Origin of the sequence: Mesorhizobium sp. B2-4-3, from assembly GCF_006442815.1 — a bacterium.
In the GTDB taxonomy this organism is placed as follows: domain Bacteria; phylum Pseudomonadota; class Alphaproteobacteria; order Rhizobiales; family Rhizobiaceae; genus Mesorhizobium.
Window position 1 is genome coordinate 89841 of sequence record NZ_VFVL01000018.1, and the last position, 26325, is coordinate 116165.

Sequence of the window (26325 nt, forward strand, 5' to 3'; positions counted from 1 at the left end):
CGTCGCTGTCTGGTGGCGGCGGCATGACACGCCGCCAGGCCTGGGGGCTCGTCGGCCTGCTGGCCGCGGCGATCGTCGCCTGGCTGGTGTTCGCCGTCTGGCCCGCCTGGCTGAACGCGATCCTGATCTCCAAGAAGGCCTTCGTCAGCGCCATCCTCAACGGCCTGACGCTCGCCGGCCTGTATTTCCTGGTCGCCAGCGGGTTCACCCTGATCTTCGGCCTGATGCGCAACATCAACCTGGCGCACGGCTCGCTTTACCTGCTCGGTGCCTATATCGGCTACGAGGTCACCAGCCGCACCGGTTACTGGCTGCTCGGCGTCGCCGCCGGCTTCGCGGTGCTCGCCATCATCGGCGTCATCATGCAGGTTTTCGTCTTCCGCCGCCTGGAGGGCGACGACCTCAGGCAGACCCTCGTCACCATCGGCATCTCGATCGTCGCCGCCGACCTGATGCTGGCGGTCTGGGCCGGCGGCACCTACCAGATCGCCACGCCGGAATGGCTCGACGGCGCCTTGACCCTGCCCGTCATCACCGCCGTGCGCTCGAACGGCGCCTCGGTTTTCTTGACCTATCCGCTCTACCGCGTGGTCGTGCTGGCGGCGGCGATCGTCATCGGGGTCGGGCTCTGGCTGATGCTCAACAGAACGCGCGTCGGCATGATGATCCGCGCCGGCGTCGACGACCGCGCCATGCTGTCGGCCTCGGGCGTCAACGTGCATGCGGTGTTCGCCATCGTCTTCGCGGTCGGCGCCGGACTTGCCGGTTTCGCCGGCGTCGTCGGCGGATCGGCGCTCTCGGTCGCGCCCGGCGAGGATGTGCGCTATTTGCTTGCCTCGCTGGTCGTGGTGATCGTCGGCGGCATGGGCTCCATCACCGGCGCTGCGATCGGAGCGCTGCTCATTGGCCTCGCCGAGCAGATCGGCCTCGTCTATTTCCCGACCTATGGCGTGGTGCTCACCTTCGTCATCATGGTGGTGACGCTGGCGGTGCGGCCGCAAGGCATCATGGGGAAGGCGCGATGAGCCTGACCACGGTCGCCGACGGCGCGGTGCCGCAGCAGAACTGGCTGGACAAGATCGGCGCGGGTCACGTCATCCTTGCCGTCGCGCTCGTTCTCTATCCGCTGGTGGCATCGGATTTCTTCCTGACGCAGATCGCCGGCTACTCGATGATCTTCGGCGTGCTGGCGTTGTCGCTGATGCTGCTGGCCGGTTATGGCGGAATGCTCAGCCTGGCGCAGATCACGGTCGCCGGGATCGCCGCCTACGCCGTCGCCATCCTCGGCAGCAACAATTCCAACGTGCTGGGCTTCGGCTGGCCCTGGTGGATCGTCGTGCCCTTCGCGGTTGCCGCGGCGGCGGTGTCGTCGGCGCTGATCGGCTGGATCTCGGTGCGCACGGAAGGCATCTACACGCTCATGATCACGCTGGCGATCGCGACGGCGACCTTCTACTTCGCCCAGCAGAACTACGCGATCTTCAACGGCCATTCCGGCTACGCCGGCATACACGCGCCGGTGTTCTGGGGGATCGACTGGCGGGACCCGAAACCCTTCTATTACCTCTGTCTCGGCCTTGCGGCGCTGTCGTATGCGGCGGTGCTCTATGGCTCCCGCTCCACCTTCGGCATGACCTTGCAGGCGATCCGCGACAATCCGCGAAGGATGCGGGCGCTGGGCTATCATGTCACCGCGCACAAGGTCTTCGCCTGGTTCCTGGCAGGCATCCTCGCCGGGCTGGCGGGCGTGCTTCTGGTGTGGTTCAACGGGCGCGTCTCGCCCGGCACTATCGGCGTCGACGTGGCGATCGACATCCTGATCATCGCCGTCATCGGCGGCCTGCGCCACCCGATCGGGCCGTTCGTCGGCGCGATCGTCGTCATACTGATGCAGACCTTCGCCATCGACATCGTCGGCGCCGAGCGTTTCAACACGCTGATCGGCCTAGTGTTCCTGGCGATCGTCTTCATCTCGCCGGATGGAATTCTTGGGTTGTGGGGGAGGATCAAGCCACATCTTGCCCAGGGATCCTTGCGCGCCGGCCCCTAGCGGCTGGCGCGGAGGAAGCACTGCTGACCAATCAAACGGGAGGAACCGAAAATGCACAGACGTACATTGCTGGCCCTGGCGCTGTTCACCGGGCTGACCGCGCCTTCGATGGCGCTCGCCGCCGACGACACGATCAAGATCGGCCTGCTCGCCACTTTCGAGGGGCCGTTCACGGTGCTCGGCGAGGATGGCGAACGCGGCGCCATGACTGCGGTCGCCGAGACCAACGGCACCGTCGCCGGCAAGAAGATCGAGATCGTCAAGGGCTCGTCCGACGCCTCGCCCGACAGCGCCGTGCGCGCCGCGCGCAAGCTTGTCGAGCAGGACGGCGTGAAAGTGCTGGTCGGCCCGCTTTCGGGCGATGAAGGCCTCGCCGTCAAGGACTACGCCAAGACCAAGCCGGACGTGACGTTCATCAACGGCACCTCGGCCGCGCAGGACACGACGCTGCGCAATCCGGCCGAGAACTTCTTCCGCTTCTCCACCGACGGCGCGCAGTGGATGGCCGGCCTCGGCACCTATGCCTTCAACGACAAGGGCTACAAGAAGGTCGCCACCGTCGCCGAGGATTACTCCTTCCCCTACACGCAGGTCTTCGGCTTCATGGCCGAGTTCTGCAAGGCCGGCGGGCACGTGCCGTCGAAGTCCTGGGTGCCGATCGGCAACAAGGACTTCTCCTCCGTCATCGCGGCGATCCCCGAGGATGTCGACGCCATCTACGTGGCGCTCGGCGGCGCCGACGCCGTCAACTTCCTCACCCAGTACCAGCAGGCCGGCGGCTCGGCTCCTCTGATCGGCGGCTCGATCACCGTCGACCAGACCGTGCTGACTTCGAAAGGCAAGCTGAAGGATGTGCTGAAAGGCACGCCGTCTGCCGGACCGACGGCCGACACCAATGACGCGCCGGCGTGGAAGGCGTTTGTCGACGCCTACAAGAAGCAGCCGGGCGCCTTCCCCTCGCCCTCGCTCTTCGCCCATGGCTACTATGTGAACATGAAGGCGACGTTGCTGGCGCTCGACCAAGTTGGCGGCGATGTCTCCGACGGCGGCAAGAAATTGCGCGAGGCCTTGTCGAAGCTGTCCTTCGACACCCCAACCGGCAAGGTGTCGCTCGACAAGAACCGCAACGCGGTCGCCGACATCTTCCTGACCGAGGTCACCGAAGGTTCGGACGGCAATCTTCTGAACAAGCTGGTCAAGGTCGTGCCGCAGGTCAACCAGACGCTTGGCATCCCCGAGGACGAGTTCATGAAGCTCGGGGCGGTTAATCGCGACAATCCGAGCTGCCCGTAACGGCATACGGCAAGAGCCCCGTCAGTGACCGAAAACCTGGCCGCGAACCGTCTGCAGAGCTCCGGTGCCTACGCGCTGGAGCTCGATGGCGTGGCGCGGCATTTCGGAGCGCTGGTGGCGCTCTCGGGCATAGACATGAGGATCGCGGCCGGCGAGCGGCGCGCGGTCCTCGGCTCCAACGGCGCCGGCAAGACTACCCTCTTCAACGCCGTGACCGGCGACTTCCTGCCGACCGCCGGACGCATCCGCTTCTTCGGCGAGGACATCACCGACCTGCCCCCGCACGAGCGCATCCGCCGCGGCCTGCGCCGCACCTACCAGATCTCGCAGCTGTTCAAGGGGCTGTCTGTTATCGATTCCATCTTTCTCGCCTGCCGAGGCGTCTCGCGCCGGCGGTTTTCGCTGCTGAGGCCCGCCGCCGCCGACGTCAACATGGTGCAGGCGCGATCGATCCTCGAGGCGGTTCATCTCGAAGCCCATCGCGACGCCTTGGTGGCGACGCTCAGCCACGGCCAGCAGCGCCAGCTCGAAATCGCGCTGGCGCTGGCCGGCGCGCCACGCTTCATCCTGTTCGACGAACCGGCGGCGGGTCTTTCGCCGACCGAGCGGCGCGACCTCGTCGCCATCCTCAACGCGCTGCCGAAGCATATCGGTTTCATCATCATCGAGCACGATCTCGACGTCGCGCTGCGCGTGGCGGACTATGTGTCGATGATGCACAATGGGCACCTGTTCAAGGAAGGCACGCCGCAGGAAATCGAGGCCGATCCGGAGGTCCAGCAGATCTATCTCGGAGGCAAGCATGGCTGAACGCTCCGCCGGCAAAAGCCCCAGGGCGGTGCTGAAGATAGAAGAGCTGCAGGTCTTCTACGGCGAGAGCCATGCCTTGCAGGGGATTTCGCTGACGCTGCAGAGCGGCGTGCTTTCCGTGGTCGGCCGCAACGGCATGGGCAAGTCGACGCTGTGCAACACCATCGTCGGACTGAAGCGCACGCGCTCCGGCTCGATCCGCTTCGATGGCCGCGAGATCACCGCGCTCGAACCGCACGAGATCCACCGCCTCGGCGTCGGCTATGTGCCGCAGGGGCGGCGCGTCTGGCCGAGCCTGACGGTCGACGAGCATCTGCGGCTGGCCGCCGGCAACCGGCGCGATGCCGCCTGGACGGTCGAGCGCGTCTACCAGACCTTTCCGCGCCTGGCGGAGCGCCGCCACAATGGCGGATCGCAGCTGTCGGGGGGCGAGCAGCAGATGCTCGCCATCTCGCGCGCGCTCCTCAGCGACCCGAAGCTTCTGGTGATGGACGAGCCGACCGAGGGGCTGGCGCCGATCATCGTCGACCAGGTCGAAAAGATGCTGGTCGACCTTGCCGCCGAAGGCGAGATGGCGGTGCTCGTGATCGAGCAGAACATCGGCGTCGCCACCGCCGTCTCCAGCCAGGTCGCGATCATGGTCAATGGCCGCATCAACCGGCTGATGGACGCGGCCGCGCTCGCCGCCGACCGCGACCTGCAGCAGCGGCTGCTCGGCGTCGGACGCCACGCCGAGGAAGCGCCTGTCACGCCGACGGAAGCGGCGCAGGCGAAGGAGCAGCTGGCGGCCGTCTATCGCGTCGACCGCACGGCCGCCGGATCGGTCGAGCCGGCGGGGGGCGACGGCATCTATCGGCCCGTCACCCAATTGCCCAACCGCTGGAACGTGCCGGTCACCGAACTGAGGCAGGCGGCCGTCGACAAGACGGCGCCCCAGGACGACCCGAGGAAGGTCTTCGCCATCCCCTTTGCCGAGCGCATCGGCAAAACCGTGCTGGTCGTCGGCACGTTCGACACCAAGGGCAAGGAATTGCGCTTCGTCGCCGACCGGCTGAAGTCGCTCGGACTGCCCGTGCGCACCGTCGACCTGTCGACGTCGGGAAAGCCGTCGAGCGCGGACGTGCCCGCCATGCAGGTGGCCGGCATGCACCCGCGCGGATCCTCGGCCGTCTTCACCGACGATCGCGGCGGCTCGGTCAGCGCCATGGCGGAGGCTTTCGCGCGCTGGATCGAGCGGGAGCCGCGCATCGGCGGCGTCATCTCGGCGGGCGGCTCCGGCGGCACCACGCTGGCGACGTCGGGCATGCGGGTCTTGCCGGTCGGCATCCCCAAGCTGATGGTCTCGACGGTCGCTGCAGGCGACGTCGCCAAATATGTCGGCGGCGCCGACATCATGATGTTCCATTCGGTCGCCGATGTTCAGGGGTTGAACTCCATCACCGAGCAAGTGCTGTCCAACGCCGCCCATGCCATGGCCGGCATGGTCGCGCAACTGCCCAATGCAGAGGCGTGGGACGCCCGGCGCAGGCTGGCGCGCCCTGCCCTCGGCATCACCATGTTCGGCGTCACCACGCCGGCGGTGCAGGCGGTGACGAAACGGCTCGAAGCCGACTATGACTGCCTCGTCTTCCACGCCACCGGCATCGGCGGGCGCGCCATGGAGAATCTCGGCGATTCCCGGTTGCTGTCGGCCTTCCTCGATCTCACCACGACCGAAGTGGCCGACATGATCGTCGGCGGCGTCTTCCCGGCGACCGAGGATCGTTTCGGGGCGGCGATCCGCACAAGGCTGCCCTATGTCGGCTCGGCCGGCGCGCTCGACATGGTCAATTTCGGGCCGCGCGAGACCGTGCCGGAAAAGTTCCGCGGCCGCAAATTCGTCATCCACAATCCAAACGTCACGCTGATGCGCACGACCCGCGACGAGAACCGCGCCTTCGGCGAATGGATCGGCGCGCGGCTCAACGCCATGGACGGACCGGTGCGCTTCCTGCTGCCCGAGGGCGGCGTGTCGCTGCTCGATGCGCCCGGCCAGCCCTTTCACGATCCGGAAGCCGACAACGCTCTGTTCGAAGCGATCGAAAGGATCGTTCGCAGGACGCCGCAACGCCATGTCGAGCGCGTGCGCGCGAACATCAACGACGCCCCCTTTGTCGATGCGGTGATCAACGCGTTCCACGCGATCACCCCGAAGCTGCAGAGGCGGGCATGAAGCAATGGACTTTCGCGCCACCGCGGGTGGATGTTTGAAATTGGTGCCGGTCGCCTCGCGCCGACCGGATCGTGCTGGGAGGATAGGTGATGGACGCGCAGAGCTTTGGCGCTTTCCTGTTGTGGCTGATCGTTGCCGCGGTCGTCGTGGTGATCGCCGTCTACATCCTGCGATGGCTCTATCGCCGCTCGACGAAGGAGACGGCGTTCGTGCGGACCGGCTTCCTGGGCGAGAAGGTGGTGGTCAATGGCGGCGCCTTCGTCATTCCGGTGCTGCACGAGATCACCCCGGTCAACATGGGGGTGCTGCGCATCGAGGTTCGCCGCGAGGACGCGCTGGCGCTGATCACCAGGAACCGCATGCGCGTCGACCTGATCGCGGAGTTCTTCGTCCGCGTCGGCGCGAGCCGCGAATTCGTTGCCGCGGCCGCGCAGACGCTCGGCCGCCGCACATTGCAGCCCGACGACCTGCGCGAATTGCTGGAGGGCAAGTTCGCCGGCGCCATGCGCACCGTCGCCGCCCAGATGACGCTGGAGGAGATGCACGAGCTGCGCGGCGACTATGCCGCCAAGGTGCGCAGGCTGGCCGAGGAGTCGCTGGCCGCCAACGGGCTTGAACTGGAAAGCGTCGCCATCGTCGACCTCGACCAGACCAGTCTCGAATATTTCGATCCGTCCAACGCCTTCGATGCCGAAGGCCTGACGCAGCTGACGGAGTCCATCGAGACCAGGCGCCGCATGCGCAACGAGATCGAGCAGCGCACTTTGGTCGACATCCGCAACCAGAACCTCGACACGCAGCGCAAGGTGCTGGAGATCGAGCGCGACACCGAATATGCGCGCCTCGAACAGGAGCGCGAAGTGGAGATAAGGCGCGCGGCGCAGCGCTCCGAGCTCGCCAGGGAGCGCGCCGTGCGCGACCAGGAAGCCGAACAGGCGCAGCTTTCCGCGCGCGAGGCGGTAGAGAAATCGCGCCTTGCCCAGGAGCGCAGCATCACCGAGGAACGCATCCGCAGCGAGGAAGACACGCAGCGCCGCGAGATCGCGCGCCGCCGCGCGCTCGACGAGGCCGAGATGAAGATGCGCGAATTGACCGAGCGCGAGCAGATCGCTCTCGGACTTGCGCTGGAGAAGGCTCGCATCGAGCGCGAAGGCGCGCAGAGCGGGCTCGAGATCGAACGCAAGAAGGCGCTCGAAATTGCCGAGCTCGAACGCCAGATCGCGCTGGCCGAGAAGGCGCTGGAAGTCACCAAGGCCGAGGCGGAAAAGCGCCGCGCAGAGATTGTCGAGAACCAGGCAACCGAGACCGCGCGCATTGCACAGGAACGCGTGGTCGACGAGGTCCGGATCGAACGGGAACGCCATCTCGAAGCCTTGCAGATCGCCAAGCGCCAGGCCTTCGAGGAAGCCGAGATCTCGGCCGGCGAAGAGGTCGAGCGAGCCCGCATCACCACCGAGCGCGGTATCGAGGAGGCTCGCCTCATCAAGGAACGGGATCTGCGTCAGCTCAGCGTCGACCGCGACCAGAAGATCGAGATCGCCGAGATCCAGAAGGCTATCGACATCGCCAAGAAGACGCAGGAACGCTCCTCGGCGATCGCCGCCTCGGAAGCCGTCCGCGCCAAGGCCATCCAGGCCGAGGAACAGGCCTTGACCGCCCGCGAGCGCGAGATCGCCGAGCGCCGCAAGCTGACCGACCTGATCGCCGCTAGCCGAGAGGCGGAGCGCGAAGCGCTTCGCGTCACGGCCGCCGCCGAAGCCGAGATGAAGGCCGCAAAGAGCCTGGCGGAGGCACAGAAGATCGCGGCTGTCGCCGCCGCCGAATCGGAAAAGATCCACGCCCTTGCCGCCGCCCAGCGCTACGAAGTCGATGCGGCCGGCCACCGGCAGATCAACGAAGCGGAGAACCTGCTCTCCAGCGAGGCGCGCGCCGGGCGCCTGCGCGGCAAATTGCTGGATCACATGGAAGGCATCATCCGCGAGAGCGTCAAGCCGATGGAGAAGATCGACGGCATCAAGATCCTGCATGTCGACGGCATCAACGGCGGGTCGGGCGGCAACCGCAACGTCACCGACGAGGTGATCGATTCGGCGCTGCGTTACCGGGTTCAGGCGCCGATGATCGACAATCTGATGAAGGAGATCGGCATCGAGGGCGGCTCGCTCGGACGCATGACCGACGTGCTGCGCGATGCCAAGGACATTTCGAACCTGGCCCGCGACAAGCGACAAGAAGGGCAAGGGAAGGGCAAGGGCAAGACCGCCAAGGACGACGATGACGACCGCGACCATTGAGGTGAGGGCGGTGTTTCCTTGCGCTTCGTTGGGCCGTGCGAGACGACGTCCTGCGCCCGATTGCCGTGCTGCGTCGGTTCGCGATGATTGCCAAGTGGTTCCCCCACTCCGCCGCTGCTTCGCAGCGCCACCTCTCCCCCCTCCGGAGGGAGAGGAAGGGAGCCCGCCGCGGACGGTTCGCGCCCTTCCTCTCCCCCGTCGATCGGGGGAGAGGTGTCGAGCGAAGCTCGACGGAGCGGGGGTCGAGCTGGCGCGGCGCGAGACAGTGCATGCGTGGACTGCCATGCCCACAGGCGGCTCTCAAGCATGACCAAGGTCTATGTCTCCTCGGTCATCCCGGCCCCGGCCGCGGACGTCTGGAAGGTCGTGCGCGACTTCAACGGCTTGCCGGACTGGGCGCCTTTCGTGGCCGAGAGCCGCATCGAGCAGAACGCGCATGCCGACCGGATCGGCTGCATCCGCAGTTTCACGCTCAGGGACGGCGGACGGATCCGCGAGCGACTGCTGGCGCTGTCGGACTACGACCTCTCCTGCAGCTATGCGATCCTGGAGAGCCCGATGCAGGTGGAGAACTACGTCGCTACCCTGTCGCTGACGCCGATAACCGACGGCAATTTGACGTTGGCCGAATGGCAGGCCGAGTTCGATTGCGCCCCCGGGCGCGAGGCGGCGCTGACGCAGCAGATAGGCAGCGGCGTGTTCCAGGCCGCGCTCACCGCGCTGAAGCAGCGCTTCGGACGCTGACCCGCCGCGAATGGTCCAGGTCCGCCAGAGCACGATCATCGATGCCCCGATCGAGGAGGTCTGGGCCATCCTGCGCGATTTCAACGGCCACGACCGCTGGCACCCGGCGATTACGTCGAGCGAGATCGATGGCGGCGAGCCGGCCGACGCGGTCGGCGCCGTGCGCCATTTCCGTCTGGCCGACGGCGGCGAGCTGCGCGAGCAGCTTCTGGCGCTGTCCGACAAGGAGCGCCGGCTGAGCTACTGCCTGCTCGAGGCGCCGTTGCCATTGATGGGCTATGTCGCGTCGATACGGCTGAAGCCGGTGACCGACGGCAACGCCACCTTCTGGGAATGGCGCTCGGAATTCCACCCGCCGGAGCATCGCCGCGACGAACTGGTGAAGCTGGTCGCCGAAGACATCTATCGTGCCGGCTTTGCCGCGATCCGCAATCTGCTGGGGCGCCGCGGCGCCGCCACGCCGGCCGAGGCGAGGCCGTCGCCGGCAATCATGCCGTCGAGGCCAACAGGCGTTGTGCCCCGCTCGACCCCCGTACCGTCGATCCTCGCACCGTCCCTGGGCACGCAAGAAACGACGCGCGCGATCCTCGTCGACCGCTATGGCGGGCCGGACGTGCTGCAGCTGAAGGAAATCGCATTGCCGCCGCCGGCGCCCGACGAGGTGCGGATCCGCCATACGGCGATCGGCGTCAACTTCATCGACGTCTATTGCCGCACCGGCTTCTTCGATCTCTTGCGGCTGCCTGGCGTTCCCGGCATGGAAGCGGCAGGTGTCATCGAGGCTGTCGGCGCGGCAATATCCGGCCTGTCGGTCGGCGATCGGGTGGCCTATGCCTGCCCGCCGGTCGGCGCCTATGCCGAGCGCCGCAACATGACGGCCGACCTGCTGGTGCGGCTGTCGGACGACATAGCGGACGAAGCCGCCGCCGCGAGCCTGCTCAAGGGCGTGTCGGCCAGCTTCCTGCTGCATGACGTCCATGCGGTTCGGCCGGGCGAGATCGTGCTCGTCCACGCCGCCGCCGGCGGCATCGGCCAATTGCTGGTGCAATGGGCGCGCCATCTCGGCGCCACCGTGATCGCAACCGTGTCGAGCGATGACAAGGCGCGCATCGTCGAGCGTCTCGGCGCGCACCATGTCATCGTCTACTCCCGGGAGGATTTCAGCGAGGCGGTGATGCGGCTAACTGCCGGCGCAGGCGCCAACGTCATTTACGATGCCGTCGGTGTCGACACGTTCGCCGGCTCGCTCGCGGCCCTTGCCACACGCGGCCATCTCGTCAGCTTCGGCCAGGCGTCGGGGCCGGTCGGCGCCTGGGACATCGACCGCCTGGCCTCGAAGTCGATCACCGTTTCGCGGCCCAATTATGCGCATTACACCGACACGCCCGAGAAGCTCGCGCCGCATGTCGACCGCTTCTTTACGGCATTTCGCCAGCGCGCCGTCAGGATCGGGCAGCCTGCGTCCTACGATCTGGCCAAAGCCGCGGACGCCCACCGGGACTTGGAAGCCCGCAAGACCAGCGGGGCGCTCATTCTGTTGCCGTAGCAAGGATGATTGGCTGATCACCTGACGGCCGACGATCCAAACTGGACTACAGACGCCGGTTCTTGGTGCGCAAACGGAAGCACGATCCGCAATCGAACGTCACAATTTACGTCGATAGATCGGCATTTACGTCGATAGATCGGCAATTTACGCGAAAAGTGCGATGGTACCGTTGGCTGGGATCGAACCAGCGACCTCCGGATCCACAATCCGGCGCTCTAACCAGCTGAGCTACAACGGCACGCCTGCCTGAGCTGGATCGAGGAAGCTTCTTTCTCCGCGATCCGCTCTGTCGTTCGGCGATGCGTCAAATACGGGCTATCGGATTCTAATTCAAGGGCCTTGATAAGGTAAAGGACGGGTTTCCTCATCCGCCTTCGTCAAGGCAAAAGAAAAGGCCGGCGGGAGGAGGTGCCGGCCTTTTCCTGTTACGAGCCAGCGGGAGGAGGTGCTGGCTGGTCACCCCGGAAACGGAGGGAGGAGGTTCCATTTCCGGGTATCTGGTTGTTCCACCCTATCGCACGACTATTTGTCTGACGAAATGCGACGTTTTGCTGCATCGCAGGGTTGTGCGCTAAAATCAGGCAGCCTTAGCGTCCTTCATTGCTTTCTCAAAGGCGCTCTTGACCGGCTTGGAGACGTCCTCGACCGCCTTGGTGGTAACGGCCTGGAACTCCTTGGCCTGCTCGACTACCATTTCGACGCGCTTGCGCAGGAAGGAGGTCTGCAGCTCGATGACTTCCGAAAGGGTCTTGGCGCCGACCAGGGCTTCGAGGTGCGAGAAGCCAGCCTCGGCATTGGCGCGCAACGCGGCGATGGCCTTCAGCGAAACGTCGCTGGAAACGGTCTTGGCGGTCTCGTAGGTCGACTCCAGAACCTTCTGGGTCTCCTCGGCGCCGGTCTTCAGCTTGGCATAAGCTTCCTTCGACTGCTCGACGCCCTTCTCGGCGAAGGCGCGGATCTGGTCGGAGGCCTTGGAAGCGTCGAAGCTCGGGAATTCGACGTTCTCGATGGTCTCTGCGGTCTTGGCGGTGGTCTTGGACATTTTCCAACCTTTCGGGGCAGCGGCTTTGACAGAAAGCCGTCTCGTTCATGTATGATGGCAATATAAAGGATTTTTTGTGCATTGCAACATCTTTGTTGCACCGCACCATAAAATCTTCCCCTACGTTAGTCATGAGAGCCGTTAACCAAGAGCCCAGAGATTTCGACCGATGCAAGCCTTGGCTTGTGGACCTCCGGGCCGCAGGCTTTTATTAACAAAGCGTTAACTGAAAAAATGCCCGCTCCGGAGGGTTGGCCAGCGCATGCCGCCTGAAAACTACTCCTTCCTCGACGTTGCCGTGCTCGACGCGGTGCGCCAGCGCTTTGCCGCGGGCGATGCCTTGGCCATTTTGTCGGTCGACCTCGAACAGGTGATCTGGGCGAACGGTCCGGGGGCGTCGGCGTTCGGTTATCCGGATATCGAGGCCATCATCGGCGCCTCGGCGCGGCTGCCGCTGGTCGCGCGCCGGCAGATCATGGCGACCAGCGGCTTTCCCAATATCGGCAGCGATCGCGCCATCACGGTGAGGCTGGCCACCGGCATGGTGAGCCGCGCGGCCGGCTTCCTGGCCAGCGCAGTGACGATGCCGGACGGCGAGACGGCAATCATGCTGGCGGTGCCGGCGGCGCAGACCAGCTCGCGTAGCACCGGCGAAATCGCCAGCCGTGCAATCGGCGGCTTCACCGAGGCCGGGCATTTCATTGCCTTCGTCGACGCGCAAGGCGATGTCGAAGCAGCCTCGGACGGCTTTGCGGCGCTCGGCATCGAGCCGCGGACGCTGGCTGCCCTCGTCGCCGATGTGGCAAGCAGCGGCGACCGTATCGTCAAGCGGCTCGTGCCGGGTGCCGATACCTCCTACCCGGCCGGTTTTGCACGGCTCACCGACACGCGCCATCTGCTGGTGGTGATCGACGAGGACCAGCTCGACGACTCCGATGGCGGCCAAGACGATCAGCCGGTCACCGATCAGGGCGATCAGACCGGCGATCGACAAGTTGCGGCGCCCGAGGCGGTTAGCGCCCCGCCGCCAGGTGAAAGCCCGGCACTCGAGCCCGAGCCTCAGCCTGTCCAGGACAACCAAGTGCCTACCGTGGCGGCTGGCGAAGACACCGAGCCAGCCCCGGAGGCTCCCGACGGCGACGCACGGCCCGACGCGGAGAGCCGGACCCTGGCGGGCCAGCGGTCTACCCGGACCGACCATCAGGCCGACGCCGCCGACACCAGCCGGCAGGCCGCCGATGCCGGCGCCGGCCAGCACGACCATTGGTACTTCAATGCCGGCAACGAAGACGCTGGGCACGCTCAGCCGGCGGCGCCGGCGAAGGGCGCACCGGAGGGGGCCGCCACGGCCGAAGGCCAAGGGCAGGATGGCGGCGAAGCCGCCGCACGCGAAACCGCCACGCCCGCCCAGCCGACCCCGCCCCGCGGCATCGACCGCTCCGCGCCGCCGCTGCGCTTCGTCTGGCGCACCGACGCCGAAGGCCGGTTCAGCGCGCTGTCGCCCGAATTCGCCGACATCGTCGGCCAGCCTGCCGCCGATGTGATCGGCCGCCGCTTCAAGGACGTCGCGGCCACTTTCGGCCTCGACGCCTCGGGTGAGATCGCCGGCCTGCTCGACCGGCGCGATACCTGGTCCGGCCGCTCGGTGCTGTGGCCGGTGGCTGGAACCGGCCTAAAGATCCCCGTCGATCTGGCGGCGCTGCCCGTCTATGGCCGCAGCCGCGCCTTCGAGGGTTTTCGCGGCTTTGGCGTCGCGCGCGGCGCCGACGCAGTGGTCGATCCGGAAGCGCTTGGCATGGCCCTGGTGCCGAATGCCGCACCAGCCGGAGCCGCTGCTGCAGCGGCCGAGACACCGCTCGAGCAGCCAGGCTCCGAACAGACCGAACAGTCGAAGCCTGAAGACCCCTTCCAGGGCGAGGTGCCGGCATTGACCATCGTGCCGAAGCCGGAGCGGCGCTTCGCCGACAAGGTGATAAGGCTGGCCGAGCATCGCCAGCCGGCCAACGACAAGCAGCCGGGAAGCGACACGCCGGCAAGTCAGAGGAGCCTGTCGATCCTCGAGCGCAGCGCCTTCCGCGAGATCGGCGAGCGGCTGCGCAAGGACAGCTCCGCGCCTGCCGAGGAACCCGCCCCTGACGCTGACAAGCAGCCGGATGCCGCTGTCGCCAGCGAGGATGCGGCGGTGAAGGAAGCGGCCAACGAAACGAGGGCCGACGTTAACCAGTCGCTTCCACCCGACGCGGCGGAGCACGACGATTCCGCGCGGGAAGCAAGCCCAACATCCGCAGCGCAAGCCCCGGAAGCTGATGACGCGAAGGCCGATGCGGAGACCGCGGAAGCGGAGACCGAGGCGGAAGACCAGGAAGATCTGGCGCGGCTCGACGGCATCGATGGCGCTGCCGAGACGGGCGACACCGGCCAGGCCGAGACCTCGGCCGTTTCCGGCTCGCTGCTCAACTTTGCCGATGACGAGAAACCCACGGAAGACGCCGGTGGCGCGCCGGTTTCCCAGAGCGAGCAAGCAGAGGGCGCCCGGGAGGCTGCCGAACCTGCTGCCGCAGAGCTGCAGCGGTCCGTCGAAGAGCCCGCGGCGCAGCCGGTCGCGGCCGGGCAGTCGGGCCCCGATGCGACGGCCGACGACAGCATGACCGCCGACGATTTCCGCGATGCGCAGGACAATGAGGATTGGGCAGGCTCCGACGCCGATGCCGCCGCGGCGGCGGAAGAACAGCCGGAAGAAGCGGCAGCGCCGGCGCGGCCGCGCCTCGACGTGCCGCCGCTCAAACTGTCGGGTTTCGTGCCGTCCGCTTTTTCGACCGGCGAGGACGCCAAGGCGCCCGATACATCCATCCTCGCCAGGCTGCCGGTGCCGCTGCTCATCCATTCGGGCGACATGCTGCATTATGCCAATGACGCCTTCCTCGAACTCACCGGCTACGATGCGCTGGACGACCTCGCGGATGCCGGGGGGCTGGGCGCGCTCTTCGCCGATCCATATGCCGAGGACACCGCGGCGGACGAAAGCGACCACTCGCTGAAGCTCAAGACCCGCCAGGGCCAGGAATTCCCGATCGACGCGCTGCTGCGCTCAGTGCCGTGGCGCGGCGGCAAGGCGCTGATGCTGGTGGTGCGGCGCTCCGGCGAGGACGACGCGGCGCATTTCACCGCCGCCAATGACGAACCGGCGCTGCAGCCGGACGTGCCGGAACTGAAGTCGCGCATTGCGGAAATGCGCACCATCATCGACACCGCCACGGACGGCGTCGTGCTGATCGGCCGCGACGGCGACATCCGTTCGATCAGCCGGCCGGCGGAGGCGCTGTTCGGTTTTGACAGCGACGAGGTCGCCGGCAAGCCCTTTGCCTCGCTGTTCGCCATCGAGAGCCAGCGCGCGGCGCGCGACTATCTCGCCGGCCTTTCGGAGCCGGGGGTGGCGAGCGTCTTGAATGACGGCCGCGAGGTCATCGGCCGCGAGGCGCAGGGACGTTTCATTCCACTGTTCATGACCATCGGCCGGTTGCCCAACGACAGTGGCTTCTGCGCCGTGGTGCGCGACATCACGCAATGGAAGCGTGCCGAGGAAGACCTGACGCAAGCGCGCGCGGTGGCCGAGCGCGCCTCCTCGCAGAAGACGGATTTCCTGGCCCGCATCAGCCATGAGATCCGCACCCCGCTCAACGCCATCATCGGCTTTTCCGAGCTGATGGTGGACGAGAAATTCGGCCCGATCACCAACGACCGCTATCGCGACTACCTGCGCGACATCAACCGCTCGGGCAACCATGTGCTCGACCTCGTCAACGACCTGCTCGACATCTCGAAGATCGAGGCCGGCCAGCAGGAGATGGATTACGAGGCAGTGTCGCTCAACGACACGCTGGCCGAGACGGTGGCGATGATGCAGCCGCAGGCCAATCGCGAACGCGTCATCATCCGCTCCAGCTTCGCCTCGCGGCTGCCGGAAGTGGTGGCGGACCTGAGAAGCGTGCGCCAGATCGCCCTGAACGTGCTGTCCAACGCCATCCGCTACACCCAGGCCGGCGGCCAGGTGATCGTCTCGACCGCATACGAAGCCTCGGGCGATGTCGTCATGCGCGTGCGCGACACCGGCATCGGCATGACCCAGGCCGAGATCGAGCAGGCGCTGAAGCCGTTCAAGCAGATCAATGCGTTGAAGCGCGGACGCGGCGACGGCACTGGCCTTGGCCTGCCCCTCACCAAGGCCATGGTGGAGGCGAACCGAGCCCGTTTCGCCATCACCTCGACGCCTGGCGAAGGAACCCTGGTCGAGGTCGCCTTCCCCTCGACCCGCGTGCTCGCCGAATAACATCGCAGGAAAAGGGTTCGGCCAAAGAAAAAGGCGTCCTGGAGGACGCCTTGAGAAATGGGATGCTGTCACAACGGGGGCTTGAGCTGAACCTCAGGGGCGAGGAACGGGATTTCTCCCTCAAGTTACACGCGACTATCGGGGTCGTCCCTTAACAAGTCCTTACCGGGTGCCAAAAAAATTTACGAATGTGTACCACCCGTAAAATCTAGGTAAATTCGCCGGACAGATTTCGTTAACCACGACATGCCGTCAGCCCGCCAGCTGCGGCAGGTCGCGGAACAGCTCCAGCGCTTCCGGATTGGCGAGCGCTTCCTTGTTCTTCACAGTGCGGCCGTGGACCACGTCGCGTACCGCGAGCTCGGTGATCTTGCCCGACTTTGTGCGCGGGATGTCTGTGACGGCGACGATCCTGGCCGGCACGTGACGCGGGCTGGCGCCGGCGCGGATCCTGGCGCGGATGCGCTTTTCCAGATCCTCGTTGAGGGTCACGCCGGCGGCCAGCCGCACAAACAGCACGACGCGCACGTCGTTGTCGAAATCCTGGCCGATGCAGAGCGCCTCGAGGATTTCCGGCATCTGCTCGACCTGGTTGTAGATCTCGGCCGTGCCGATCCTGACCCCGCCCGGATTGAGCGTGGCGTCGGACCGGCCGTGGATGATCATGCCGCCATGTTCCGTCCATTCGGCGAAGTCGCCATGGCACCAGACATTGTCGAAACGCTCGAAATAGGCCGCGTGATATTTCTTGCCTTCGGGATCGTTCCAGAAACCGATCGGCATCGACGGGAAGGTCCTGGTGCAGACAAGCTCGCCCTTCGCCTGCCGGATCGGCTTGCCGTCGTCGTCCCAGACGTCGACCGCCAGGCCAAGGCCGGGGCCCTGGATCTCGCCGGTCCAGACCGGTTCGGTCGGCACGCCGAGCACGAAGCAAGACACGATGTCGGTGCCGCCCGAGATCGAGGCCAGATGCACGTCCTTCTTGATCCCGTCATAGACGAAGCGGAAATCCTCCGGCGACAATGGCGAGCCGGTGGAGGAGATGGTGCGCACGCTCGACAGATCGTGGCTGGCGATCGGCTTCAGACCGGCCTTGCGGACCGAATCGATGAATTTGGCCGAGGTGCCGAAATAGGTCATCTTCTCGGCATCGGCGAAATCGAACAGCGCATTGCCGTCGGGGTAGAAGGGCGAGCCGTCATAGAGCAAAAGCGTCGCGCCCGAGGCGAGGCCCGAGACCAGCCAGTTCCACATCATCCAGCCGCAGGTGGTGAAATAGAACAGGTGATCGCCGTCGAGCAGGCCGGCATGCAGCCGATGCTCCTTGACGTGCTGGATCAGCGTGCCGCCGGCCGAATGCACAATGCATTTCGGGATGCCGGTCGTGCCCGAGGAGAACAGGATGTAGAGTGGATGGGCGAAGGGCAGCCGCTCGAAGCTGACAGTCCTGGCGGCAAAGGGCGAGAGCGCCTCTTCGAGCGCGGCTGCCTTGTCGATGGCGGTGGCGACATCGCTCGAGGTGCCGAGATAGTCGACGATGAGCACCTTGCGCACGCTCGTGAGTTTCTCGGCCACGGCGCGCACCTTGTCGGCCACCTCGATCGCCTTGCCGTTGTACCAATAGCCGTCCGGCGCGATGAAGACGACCGGCTCGATCTGGCCGAAGCGGTCGAGCACGCCCTGCTCGCCGAAATCGGGAGAGCATGACGACCAGACGGCGCCGATCGAGCTTGCCGCCAGCATCGCCGCGATCGTCTCGGGCATATTCGGCATCATGGCGGCGATGCGGTCGCCGGCCTTGACGCCGAGCGACAGGAAGAGCTGCTGCAGCCGCGAGGTCAGCGCATGGAGCTCTTTCCAGGACAGCCGCCGCTCGACCTTGTCCTCGCCGCGGAAGACGATGGCCGGGCCGCTGCCGGTCTTCTGCAGAAGGTTCTCGGCGAAATTGAGCCTGGCGTCGGGGAAGAAGCTGGCGCCGGGCATCTTCTCGCCGTCGACGAGGTGCCGCGCGCCCTTGTCGCCGACAAGCCCGCAGAAATCCCAGACCAGGCTCCAGAAGGCTTCGCGGTCGTCGATCGACCAGCGATGGAGTTCGGCATAGCCGGAGAACGACAACCCGGCCTTCGCTTGCGCGGCCTTCATGAACGCGGTCAGGGGCTCTGCGTCGATCCGCTCCTGCGTCGGGGTCCACAAAGGTGTGTCGGCGGCCATGATCGCTCCTCCCAAAGCGCGTCGCGTTCGAGCCAGTTAAGCCCAACGTCGCCTATGCCATCGTCCCAGAAACGGCCCGCGATTGCGGATCGGGATCGTGCAGACCGCTTATGCATATTGCAGCGCAGCAGAGCAAGATTTTGTTCGGGCGCCCCATGGCTACCGCTGCGCAAATGCCATCGCAAGGCCATAAAGACTTGAAAAGCGTCGGCGCTCGGTTACACCCGTCGGGCGATTTTGTCGGCAATGAAAGCATACGGGGCGAAATGCCATCATCTTTGATCCGGCGTGGGGTGTGGGCGATCGGCCTTGCCGTGCTTATCATCGCGCTCGCGGTCGCGGCGCTGCCGCTGATCGCCTCGACCCGCATCGTGCGCGACCGCATCGCCTGGGAATTGAGCGCCTGGAGCGGCTTCAGGGTGACGATCGACGGCTCGCCGCGCATCGAAGTTTGGCCGAAGTTCCGCGCCATCCTCAGCGGCGTGACGCTGTCGCAATGGACCGAGACCGACGCGCCGCCGGTGGTCGAGGCCGATCGCGTGGAAGTCGATCTGTCCGCCATGGCGGCCTTGCAGGGCAACGTCGCCTTCTCGACGGCGAGGCTGGTGCGCCCGACGATCAGGGTTCAGCGCATGGCGAGCGGCTTCTATCTGCCGCCGCTTCCGACCGGGGGGCGCATCACGCGCTCGATCGACACCGCACGCGGCGTGGTCACCGCCAACCCGCAGAAGCCGGATCTCGGCAAATTGCCGTCCGATCCGTTCGGCACCGTCGAGTTCCGCGATGGTCGCGTGGTGACCTCGGTCGACGGCAAGGACGCCGAAATCCTGAGCAGCCTGAGCGGCCAGGTGAACTGGGAAGCGATGAACAGCGAAGCATCGCTGACCGCGACCGGGATCTGGCGCGGCGAAAGCGTGCAGCTCGATTTCTCCTCGGCGAGACCGCTGGTGCTTTTTGCCGGGGGAACCGCGCCCGTCACCCTTTCCTTCAAGGCGGCACCCGCGACATTCTCCTTCGACGGAACGGCCTCTATGTCGGACAATGCCTATCTGGACGGCCAGGCGAAGTTTGCCGCGCCGTCGCTGCGGCGCGTGCTGGAGTGGTCGCAGGCAGGCATCGCGCCCGGTGCCGCGATCGGCGCGGTCTCGATCGCCAGCAAGGTGAACGCCTCGGCGGGGCGGGCGAAATTCGAGAACACCACCGTCACGCTCAACAACAATCCGGGCATGGGAGCGCTGGATTTCTCCTTCGCCGAAGGCAGTCCAGTGATCGCCGGCACGCTCGCCTTCGACACGCTGGACCTGAGATCCTTCCTGTCGGCTTTCACGCCTGTCGCGCCCACCGGCGAGACCGGCCCCGGCGACATCGACACCAGCTTCGCCGACCGCATCAACCTCGACCTCAGGCTGTCGGCGGCCCATGCCACGGTGGGACCGGTCCAGCTTGCCGACGTCGCGGCCACCGCGCAGGTCAAGAACGGCCTTGCCGTCTTCGACATATCCGACGCGTCGGCCTTCAACGGCAACATCCAGAGCAGCCTGCGCTTCGACCGCAAGCCGGAGGGCACGCAGGTCGAGATGCGGCTCCTGGCATCGGATGTGGACACGGGAGCCTTTGCCACGGCGGCGGGAATGACGCGGCTGGTGCCGGCCGGCACCGGGACGGTATCGATCATCCTCAAGGGACCGGGCAAGGCCTGGAACTCCATCTTCGAGAATGCCGACGGATCGTTCTCGGCGACTTTCGGGCCAGGCACGCTCAACGGGCTCGACCTGCCCGCCTTCCTCAAACGCAACCAGCAAGGCGGCTTCTTCGCGCTCGACGACGTCGCCAATGGCTCGCTGCCGATCGACGGCGCCGAGATCAAGGCGAGCATTTCGAAGGGCGTGGCGCGCCTCGACAAGGCCGAGATCAATTCGCAAAAATACAAGATCTGGCTATCCGGCATCGCCTCCTATGTCGGACGCGGGCTGGCGCTTTCGGGCGGAGTGGTGCCCAACGGACAGCCGGCACAACAGCCCCAGACCAACGGTCAGGCGGCCAGTCCGGCTCCCGCGCCGCCGAGCCAGTCGCTGTTCTTCGTCGGCGGCAACTGGAGCGCACCGTTCATATCGCCGATCGCACCCGGCGTTTCAGGCCAGTAAGCGGGACCCAAAGCGCCCCGCTTTTGCGTTACTCAACCGCGCTGCGCGGCCTGCTCGTCGAGCTGGCGCTGGATCTCGCGGCGCTTGTTGGCGATCGAGGCGATGATGACGCCGACCGCCACCACCGCGATCAGGATGGTGCAGGCGGCGTTGATTTCCGGCGTCACGCCGAGGCGCACCTGGCTGTAGATCTTCATCGGCAGCGTGGTGGCGCCGGGACCCGAGGTGAAGCTCGCGATGACCAGATCGTCCAGCGAGAGCGTGAACGCCAGCATCCAGCCGGAGATGATCGCCGGCAGGATGACCGGCAAGGTGATCTGGAAGAAGGTCTTCACCGGCGGCGCGCCGAGATCCATCGCCGCCTCCTCCAGCGAGCGATCGAAGGAGACCAGACGCGACTGCACGACGACGGCGACGAAGCACATGGTGAGTGTGATGTGGGCGAGCGTGACAGTGAGGAAGCCACGGTCAAGGCCGACAGCGACGAAGAGCAGCAGGAGCGACAGGCCGGTGATGACTTCCGGCATGACCAGCGGCGCAAACACCATGCCGGAAAACAACACCCTGCCGCGGAAGCGCGTGAAGCGCGTCAAGGTCAGCGCGGCGAGCGTGCCGAGCACGGTCGCCACCGTTGCCGAGATGACGCCGACGCGCGCCGTCACCCAGGTGGCGTCCATCAGGCCCTGGTTATGGAACAGCGACACGTACCATTTGGTCGAGAAGCCACCCCAGACGGTGACGAGCTTCGATTCGTTGAAGGAAAAGACGATCAAAAGCACGATCGGCAGGTAGAGAAACGCAAAGCCCAGCACGATCGAGGTGATGTTGAAGCGGCTCCAGGTCGAGTTCATTTGCTCTGCTCCTGTGCCTTGGCCTGAGCCTGCTGGAAGAACATGATCGGAATGGTCAGCACCAGGAGCAGGATGACGGCGACCGCCGACGAGACCGGCCAGTCGCGGTTGGAGAAGAACTCGTTCCAGAGCGTCTTGCCGATCATCAGCGTCTGCGAGCCGCCGAGGAGGTCGGGGATGACGAACTCGCCGACCGCCGGAATGAACACCAGCAGGCAGCCGGCGACGACGCCGGGCAGCGACAGCGGGAAGGTGATCTTCCAGAACGCGCCGGCCGGCGGACAGCCGAGGTCCTGCGCGGCCTCGATCAGCGAATAATCCATCTTCTCCAGCGAGGAATAGAGCGGCAGCACCATGAAAGGCAGGTAGGAATAGACGATGCCGATGAAGATCGCCGTGTAGGTGTTGAGGATCACCAGCGGCTGGCTGATCAGGCCCGTGGCGAGCAGAACCTGGTTGAGCAGGCCCTCGGGCTTCAGGATGCCGATCCAGGCATAGACGCGGATCAGGAACGAGGTCCAGAAGGGCAGGATCACCAGCATCAGCAGGGTCGGGCGGATCGTCGCCGGCGCCCGCGCCATGCCGTAGGCGATCGGATAGCCGACGATCAGGGTGAGTATCGTCGAGATACCCGCGATGACCAGGCTCGTCACATAGGCATTGAAATAGAGCGCGTCCTGGGTGAGCCAGGTGTAGTTATCGAAGTTGAGCTCGCGGACGCCGGCGAAAAATCCCGAAACGCCGTCCTTGAAGCCGATCACCGGCGTATAGGGGGGCATCGAAATCGCTGTTTGCGACAACGAAATCTTGAACACGATGATGAAGGGAACAAGAAAGAAGAACAGCAGCCAGAGATAGGGGACGATGATGACGAGGCGGTTGACGAAGCCTGTTGCCAGCTTCGCCGGCAGTGTTGCGGTTTCAGTCGATGGGGCGGCAGTCGCTGCGATATCCGTCATCTCAGCCTCCTACCTGGCCAGCACGACGCCGGCATCGGGCCGGAAGGAGACCCAGGCGCGATCGTTCCAGGTGAGCGGATCCTCGGTGACGCGCGAGGCGTTCAACGCGCTTGCCCGCACGATCTGACCGTCGTCAAGCTTGATATGATAGACGGTCATGTCGCCGAGATAGGCGACGTCGTAGATCTCGCCTTCGAGCGCGTTGACGGCATCGGCCGGCTTTTTGGAGGAAACCCTGATCTTCTCCGGCCGGATCGCGAAGACGATGTCGGAGCCGGCAGCGGCGTTGCTGCCGTTGTCGACGACGATCTGCGCTCCGGTCGCGCCGGTGATGCGCGTGGTGCTTGTCGTATGTTCGGCAACCTTGCCTTCGAACATGTTCACATTGCCGACGAAATGCGCCACGAAGCGCGAGGCCGGCGCCTCGTAGATCTCGGCGGGCGTCGCGACCTGCATCACCTCGCCCTTGTCCATGATGGCGATGCGGTCGGCCATGGTCATGGCCTCCTCCTGGTCGTGGGTGACGACGACGAAGGTGAGGCCGAGCTCCTGCTGCAGGTCCATTAGCTCGAACTGCGTTTCCTCGCGCAGCTTCTTATCCAAAGCGCCGAGCGGCTCATCGAGCAGCAGAACCTTCGGTCGCTTGGCGACCGAGCGGGCAAGCGCCACGCGCTGGCGCTGGCCGCCCGAGAGCTGGTGCGGCTTGCGCTTGGCGAACTGCTCGAGCTTGACGAGCTTCAGCATCTCGGCGACGCGCTTTTCGACATCGGCTCCGGGCATGCCTTCCTGCTTGAGGCCGAAGGCGATGTTCTTTTCCACCGTCATGTGCGGGAACAGCGCGTAGGACTGGAACATCATGTTGACTGGCCGTTTGTAGGGCGGGATGCCGCGCAAATCCTGCCCGTCGAGCAGGATGCGGCCAGCCGACGGCTCCTCGAAGCCGGCAAGCATCCTGAGCAGGGTCGACTTTCCGCAGCCGGACGCGCCGAGCAGGGCGAAGAATTCGCGCTCGAAGATGGTCAGCGACAAATTGTTGACGGCGGTGAAGTCGCCGAACTTCTTGGTGACCTTGTCGAACTGGATATACGGCTTGGCGTTCGGGTCGTTCCATGGCGCGAAATCCCTGCGGATGCTGCCAAGCGATTTCATGGTCCCCACTCCGTTACTTTCTTAAAAATTCCCCAAAAGAAAGCGACCCCGGCAGTTGCTGCCGGGGTCGTGTCTCAATGCTTACTGGCCTGTGACGATCTTGGTCCAGGTGCGCGTGATGACGCGCTGTGTCTTGGGATCGTACGGCGCAACCGTGTACAGCTTCTTCGTCGTCTCTTCGTCCGGATAGACCGAAGGATCTTCCAGGATCGCCTTGTCGATGAACTGCTGCGAGGCCTTGTTGCCGTTGGCGTAGAGCACGTAGTTCGACGACTTGGCGATGACTTCGGGCGTCATCATGTAGTTGATGAACTCGAGCGCGTCGGCGGCATGCGGCGCGTCAGCGGGGATCGCCATCTGGTCGAACCACATCTGGGCGCCTTCCTTTGGCACCGAATAGCCGATCTCGACGCCCTGCTTGGCTTCCTCGGCGCGGTTGCGCGCCTGGAAGACGTCGCCCGACCAGCCGATCGCCAGGCAGATATCGCCATTGGCCAAGGCATTGATGTATTCCGACGAATGGAACTTGCGGATGTAAGGCCGGACCTTCAGCAGAGCTTCCTGCGCCTTGGAAATATCGTCCGGCGAGGTGCTGTTGGGATCGAGGCCGAGATATTTCAGCGCCGCGGGAATGATGTCGGCCGGGGAATCCAGCACATAGACGCCGCAATCCTTCAGCTTGGCCAGGCTCTCCGGGTTGAAGAACACGTCCCAGCTGTCGATCTTGTCGGTGCCGAGCGCCGCCTGCACCTTCTTGACGTTATAGCCGAGGCCGACCGTGCCCCACATGTAGTTGACCGAATATTCGTTGCCCGGATCGTATTTGGCGGTGCGCTCGGAGATTACGTCCCACATGTTGGAGATGTTGGGCAGCTTCGACTTGTCGAGCTTCTGGAAGACGCCCGCCTGGATCTGGCGCGCCAGGAAGTTGGCGCTCGGCACGACGACGTCATAACCGCTGCCGCCGGCAAGCAGTTTCGTCTCCAGGATCTCGTTGGAATCGAAGGTGTCGTAGACGACCTTGATGCCGGTCTTCTTGGTAAAGTCGTCGATGATCGAGCTGTCGATATAGTCCGACCAGTTGTAGACGTTGACGACGCGGTCTTCGGCATGGCCGCTTAATGTGAAAAGCGTCAGAAATGCCGACGTCGCCGAAAGCCAGAGCGCTTTGCGGATCATGGTGTTCTCCTTTGGTGAGTGTTCCCTCGCCGGCTCGTCGCGACATGGCGGGGCGGCGTTGATTTAAGACTATTGAGCTTTCCGGAGAGCGACAAGCGTGAACTGTCCACGCCAGGCTCGGTCGCGGCATCAGGGTTCGAGACATTTTGGCCTTCCCGGCGAGGCACCCGGGCGGCGTCAGCGGCATTGACCGCGGCGTAAGCAGAGCTATGACGATGCTGTCCGGTCCCGAGCAGGCCGGCGGAGACACTTGGCAAGATACGCCTGTCTTGTTGTTGCCGTAATCGCAGCCTGCCCGCCCGGCAACTGGGTTGTCAATGGGGAAGGCTGCCTAAAGCGCGTCGCGCTGAAAGGGATTCAGGCGACGCGCTTTAGTCTTTTGTTTTGATGCTGTCGTTCTCCCAAAACCGCTGCGCACTTTTGGGCGACATGCATTAACGTCAATTGGGCGACGGCAGGCCGGTGACGCCGGGACGCGCCGGCCGCGCCTGGCGCTTGAACTCCAGGCCGATATGGACGAGCAGCGCCGTGACCACGACCGTGCCGCCGATGATGGTGCGCACCGACGGCACTTCGGAATGGACGAGCCAGACCCAGATCGGCCCAAGGATCGGCTCGAAGGTGCCGAGCAGCGCCGCGATCGCCGCCGGCACCAGCCGCGCGCCCATGGCAAAAAAGGCGAGGCCGATGCCGAGATTGATGACGCCGAAGGCGAAGAGGAAGCCCATGTCGCGCCCGGAGACCGCGAACGCCGAGGCCTGGGAAGCAGCGAAAGCGCCGGCGAGCAGCGCCGCGAGACAATTGGCCGGCACCATGCGCACATGGGCAAAGCGCCGGGTGATCACGGTCGCCACCGAGAACATGACCGCAATCAGCAGCGCCAAGCCGTCGCCGATCGGCGAGACGGCGCCGCCCAGGGATTCGGAGACCATGATGGCGACGCCGGCGATGACGGCGGCAATCGCGATCCAGGTCGCCGGGCTGACCCGTTCGCGAAACAGGAGCCAGGCAAGAAGCGCCGCCAGCAGCGGCACGCCGGCCTGCATCAAGAGGATGTTGGCGACGGTCGTGTAGGCAAGCGCCACCACGAAGCTGGTCGAGGCGGTGGCGAAACAGAAGGCGACGCCGAGGCCGGGCAGGCCCATATGCCGGAAGAGTTTCAGGGTGCCGCGCCAACCGTCGCGCCACAGCATGAAGGCGATGAGAAAGGCCACGGCCCACAGCGAACGCCAGAACACCACGGTCCAGCTGTCACCGACATGGATGAAACGGGCGATGGCGCCGCCGAAGCTCCACATAAGCGCCGAAAGGAAGACAAGGAGCATGCCGATCCGCTCCTCGCGCGGCGAGACGGCTGGCAAAGCGACAGGCGACGGGGACGGGGCGGTATCGGTCATGGACATGACTTGTCAGCGAGTTGCGTTCGACACGATGCGCCAAGGACAACAGGGATTCTGTGTCTCAAACGACGGGACTGTGTCTCAATCGCGTAGCGCAAAGTAGAAAGCCAT

General features: G+C 65.3%; 17 protein-coding genes and 1 tRNA gene. 10 read left to right on the forward strand and 8 right to left on the reverse strand.

Features of this window, described 5'->3' with window-relative positions; all coding sequences use genetic code 11:
• Nucleotides 1-23 precede the first annotated feature (23 nt).
• The 8 genes from FJ956_RS18060 to FJ956_RS18100 all read left to right on the forward strand — a co-directional run bounded on the left by FJ956_RS18060 (nt 24) and on the right by FJ956_RS18100 (nt 10949).
• Nucleotides 24-1025 (forward strand): branched-chain amino acid ABC transporter permease, encoded by a 1002-nt coding sequence (locus tag FJ956_RS18060; RefSeq protein ID WP_181170250.1) that lies wholly within the window; start codon nt 24-26, stop codon nt 1023-1025.
• Nucleotides 1022-2050: a branched-chain amino acid ABC transporter permease gene (locus FJ956_RS18065; RefSeq protein WP_140679302.1), complete on the forward strand. Its 1029-nt coding sequence runs from the start codon at nt 1022-1024 to the stop codon at nt 2048-2050. Before FJ956_RS18060 ends, FJ956_RS18065 begins: the two co-directional genes overlap by 4 nt.
• A gap of 51 nt (nt 2051-2101) precedes the next feature.
• Nucleotides 2102-3343 (forward strand): ABC transporter substrate-binding protein, encoded by a 1242-nt coding sequence (locus FJ956_RS18070; RefSeq protein ID WP_140679304.1) that lies wholly within the window; start codon nt 2102-2104, stop codon nt 3341-3343.
• 24 nt (nt 3344-3367) lie between these two features.
• Nucleotides 3368-4153 carry an ABC transporter ATP-binding protein gene (locus FJ956_RS18075; RefSeq protein WP_140679306.1) on the forward strand — a complete coding sequence of 262 codons (786 nt, stop codon included), beginning with the start codon at nt 3368-3370 and terminating at the stop codon, nt 4151-4153.
• Nucleotides 4146-6365, forward strand: coding sequence for an ABC transporter permease (locus FJ956_RS18080; RefSeq protein ID WP_140679309.1), 2220 nt, complete (start codon nt 4146-4148; stop codon nt 6363-6365). The genes FJ956_RS18075 and FJ956_RS18080 overlap by 8 nt, the downstream gene beginning before the upstream one ends.
• Nucleotides 6366-6454: 89 nt before the next feature.
• Complete coding sequence (locus tag FJ956_RS18085; RefSeq protein ID WP_140679311.1) at nt 6455-8659, forward strand: flotillin family protein; 2205 nt, start codon at nt 6455-6457, stop codon at nt 8657-8659.
• A gap of 306 nt (nt 8660-8965) precedes the next feature.
• Nucleotides 8966-9403 carry an SRPBCC family protein gene (locus tag FJ956_RS18095; RefSeq protein ID WP_140679313.1) on the forward strand — a complete coding sequence of 146 codons (438 nt, stop codon included), beginning with the start codon at nt 8966-8968 and terminating at the stop codon, nt 9401-9403.
• A gap of 10 nt (nt 9404-9413) precedes the next feature.
• Nucleotides 9414-10949: an SRPBCC family protein gene (locus FJ956_RS18100; protein WP_140679315.1), complete on the forward strand. Its 1536-nt coding sequence runs from the start codon at nt 9414-9416 to the stop codon at nt 10947-10949.
• 164 nt (nt 10950-11113) lie between these two features.
• On the opposite strand, the gene FJ956_RS18105 is transcribed toward FJ956_RS18100, so the two are convergent.
• Together FJ956_RS18105 and FJ956_RS18110 are read right to left on the reverse strand one after the other, a co-directional pair.
• Nucleotides 11114-11190, reverse strand: a tRNA-His gene (locus FJ956_RS18105).
• Between the two features lie 339 nt (nt 11191-11529).
• Nucleotides 11530-11994 carry a phasin gene (locus tag FJ956_RS18110; RefSeq protein ID WP_140679318.1) on the reverse strand — a complete coding sequence of 155 codons (465 nt, stop codon included), beginning with the start codon at nt 11992-11994 and terminating at the stop codon, nt 11530-11532.
• Between the two features lie 262 nt (nt 11995-12256).
• On the opposite strand from FJ956_RS18110, the gene FJ956_RS18115 reads away from it, so the two are divergent.
• Nucleotides 12257-16321, forward strand: a complete 4065-nt coding sequence (locus FJ956_RS18115; protein ID WP_140679320.1) for a PAS domain S-box protein — start codon at nt 12257-12259, stop codon at nt 16319-16321.
• 252 nt (nt 16322-16573) lie between these two features.
• Here FJ956_RS18115 and FJ956_RS18120 read toward each other — a convergent pair whose 3' ends face one another.
• On the reverse strand, nt 16574-18532 hold the full coding sequence (locus FJ956_RS18120; protein ID WP_140679322.1) for an acetoacetate--CoA ligase: 1959 nt from the start codon (nt 18530-18532) through the stop codon (nt 16574-16576).
• 266 nt (nt 18533-18798) lie between these two features.
• Here FJ956_RS18120 and FJ956_RS18125 point away from each other — a divergent pair, with 266 nt between their 5' ends.
• Nucleotides 18799-20676 (forward strand): AsmA family protein, encoded by a 1878-nt coding sequence (locus FJ956_RS18125; protein WP_140679324.1) that lies wholly within the window; start codon nt 18799-18801, stop codon nt 20674-20676.
• A gap of 32 nt (nt 20677-20708) precedes the next feature.
• On the opposite strand, the gene FJ956_RS18130 is transcribed toward FJ956_RS18125, so the two are convergent.
• From FJ956_RS18130 to FJ956_RS18150, 5 genes are all read right to left on the reverse strand, one after another.
• On the reverse strand, nt 20709-21527 hold the full coding sequence (locus FJ956_RS18130; RefSeq protein ID WP_140679326.1) for an ABC transporter permease subunit: 819 nt from the start codon (nt 21525-21527) through the stop codon (nt 20709-20711).
• Complete coding sequence (locus FJ956_RS18135) at nt 21524-22486, reverse strand: ABC transporter permease subunit (protein WP_140679328.1); 963 nt, start codon at nt 22484-22486, stop codon at nt 21524-21526. Before FJ956_RS18135 ends, FJ956_RS18130 begins: the two co-directional genes overlap by 4 nt.
• 9 nt (nt 22487-22495) lie before the next feature.
• On the reverse strand, nt 22496-23635 hold the full coding sequence (locus tag FJ956_RS18140; RefSeq protein WP_140679330.1) for an ABC transporter ATP-binding protein: 1140 nt from the start codon (nt 23633-23635) through the stop codon (nt 22496-22498).
• Between the two features lie 81 nt (nt 23636-23716).
• Nucleotides 23717-24814 (reverse strand): polyamine ABC transporter substrate-binding protein, encoded by a 1098-nt coding sequence (locus tag FJ956_RS18145; protein WP_140679332.1) that lies wholly within the window; start codon nt 24812-24814, stop codon nt 23717-23719.
• Nucleotides 24815-25254: 440 nt separating this feature from the next.
• Nucleotides 25255-26211, reverse strand: coding sequence for a DMT family transporter (locus FJ956_RS18150; RefSeq protein WP_140679334.1), 957 nt, complete (start codon nt 26209-26211; stop codon nt 25255-25257).
• Nucleotides 26212-26325: the final 114 nt, after the last annotated feature.

What these genes read in the sequence shown, in the direction of transcription:
- FJ956_RS18120 (WP_140679322.1), bottom strand. Translation starts at nt 18,532, where the DNA reads ATGGCCGCCGACACACCTTTGTGGACCCCGACGCAGGAGCGGATCGAC.
- FJ956_RS18060 (WP_181170250.1), top strand. Translation starts at nt 24, where the DNA reads ATGACACGCCGCCAGGCCTGGGGGCTCGTCGGCCTGCTGGCCGCGGCG.
- FJ956_RS18150 (WP_140679334.1), bottom strand. Translation starts at nt 26,211, where the DNA reads ATGACCGATACCGCCCCGTCCCCGTCGCCTGTCGCTTTGCCAGCCGTC.
- FJ956_RS18125 (WP_140679324.1), top strand. Translation starts at nt 18,799, where the DNA reads ATGCCATCATCTTTGATCCGGCGTGGGGTGTGGGCGATCGGCCTTGCC.
- FJ956_RS18065 (WP_140679302.1), top strand. Translation starts at nt 1,022, where the DNA reads ATGAGCCTGACCACGGTCGCCGACGGCGCGGTGCCGCAGCAGAACTGG.
- FJ956_RS18085 (WP_140679311.1), top strand. Translation starts at nt 6,455, where the DNA reads ATGGACGCGCAGAGCTTTGGCGCTTTCCTGTTGTGGCTGATCGTTGCC.
- FJ956_RS18100 (WP_140679315.1), top strand. Translation starts at nt 9,414, where the DNA reads ATGGTCCAGGTCCGCCAGAGCACGATCATCGATGCCCCGATCGAGGAG.
- FJ956_RS18135 (WP_140679328.1), bottom strand. Translation starts at nt 22,486, where the DNA reads ATGACGGATATCGCAGCGACTGCCGCCCCATCGACTGAAACCGCAACA.
- FJ956_RS18140 (WP_140679330.1), bottom strand. Translation starts at nt 23,635, where the DNA reads ATGAAATCGCTTGGCAGCATCCGCAGGGATTTCGCGCCATGGAACGAC.
- FJ956_RS18115 (WP_140679320.1), top strand. Translation starts at nt 12,257, where the DNA reads ATGCCGCCTGAAAACTACTCCTTCCTCGACGTTGCCGTGCTCGACGCG.
- FJ956_RS18145 (WP_140679332.1), bottom strand. Translation starts at nt 24,814, where the DNA reads ATGATCCGCAAAGCGCTCTGGCTTTCGGCGACGTCGGCATTTCTGACG.
- FJ956_RS18130 (WP_140679326.1), bottom strand. Translation starts at nt 21,527, where the DNA reads ATGAACTCGACCTGGAGCCGCTTCAACATCACCTCGATCGTGCTGGGC.
- FJ956_RS18110 (WP_140679318.1), bottom strand. Translation starts at nt 11,994, where the DNA reads ATGTCCAAGACCACCGCCAAGACCGCAGAGACCATCGAGAACGTCGAA.
- FJ956_RS18080 (WP_140679309.1), top strand. Translation starts at nt 4,146, where the DNA reads ATGGCTGAACGCTCCGCCGGCAAAAGCCCCAGGGCGGTGCTGAAGATA.
- FJ956_RS18070 (WP_140679304.1), top strand. Translation starts at nt 2,102, where the DNA reads ATGCACAGACGTACATTGCTGGCCCTGGCGCTGTTCACCGGGCTGACC.
- FJ956_RS18095 (WP_140679313.1), top strand. Translation starts at nt 8,966, where the DNA reads ATGACCAAGGTCTATGTCTCCTCGGTCATCCCGGCCCCGGCCGCGGAC.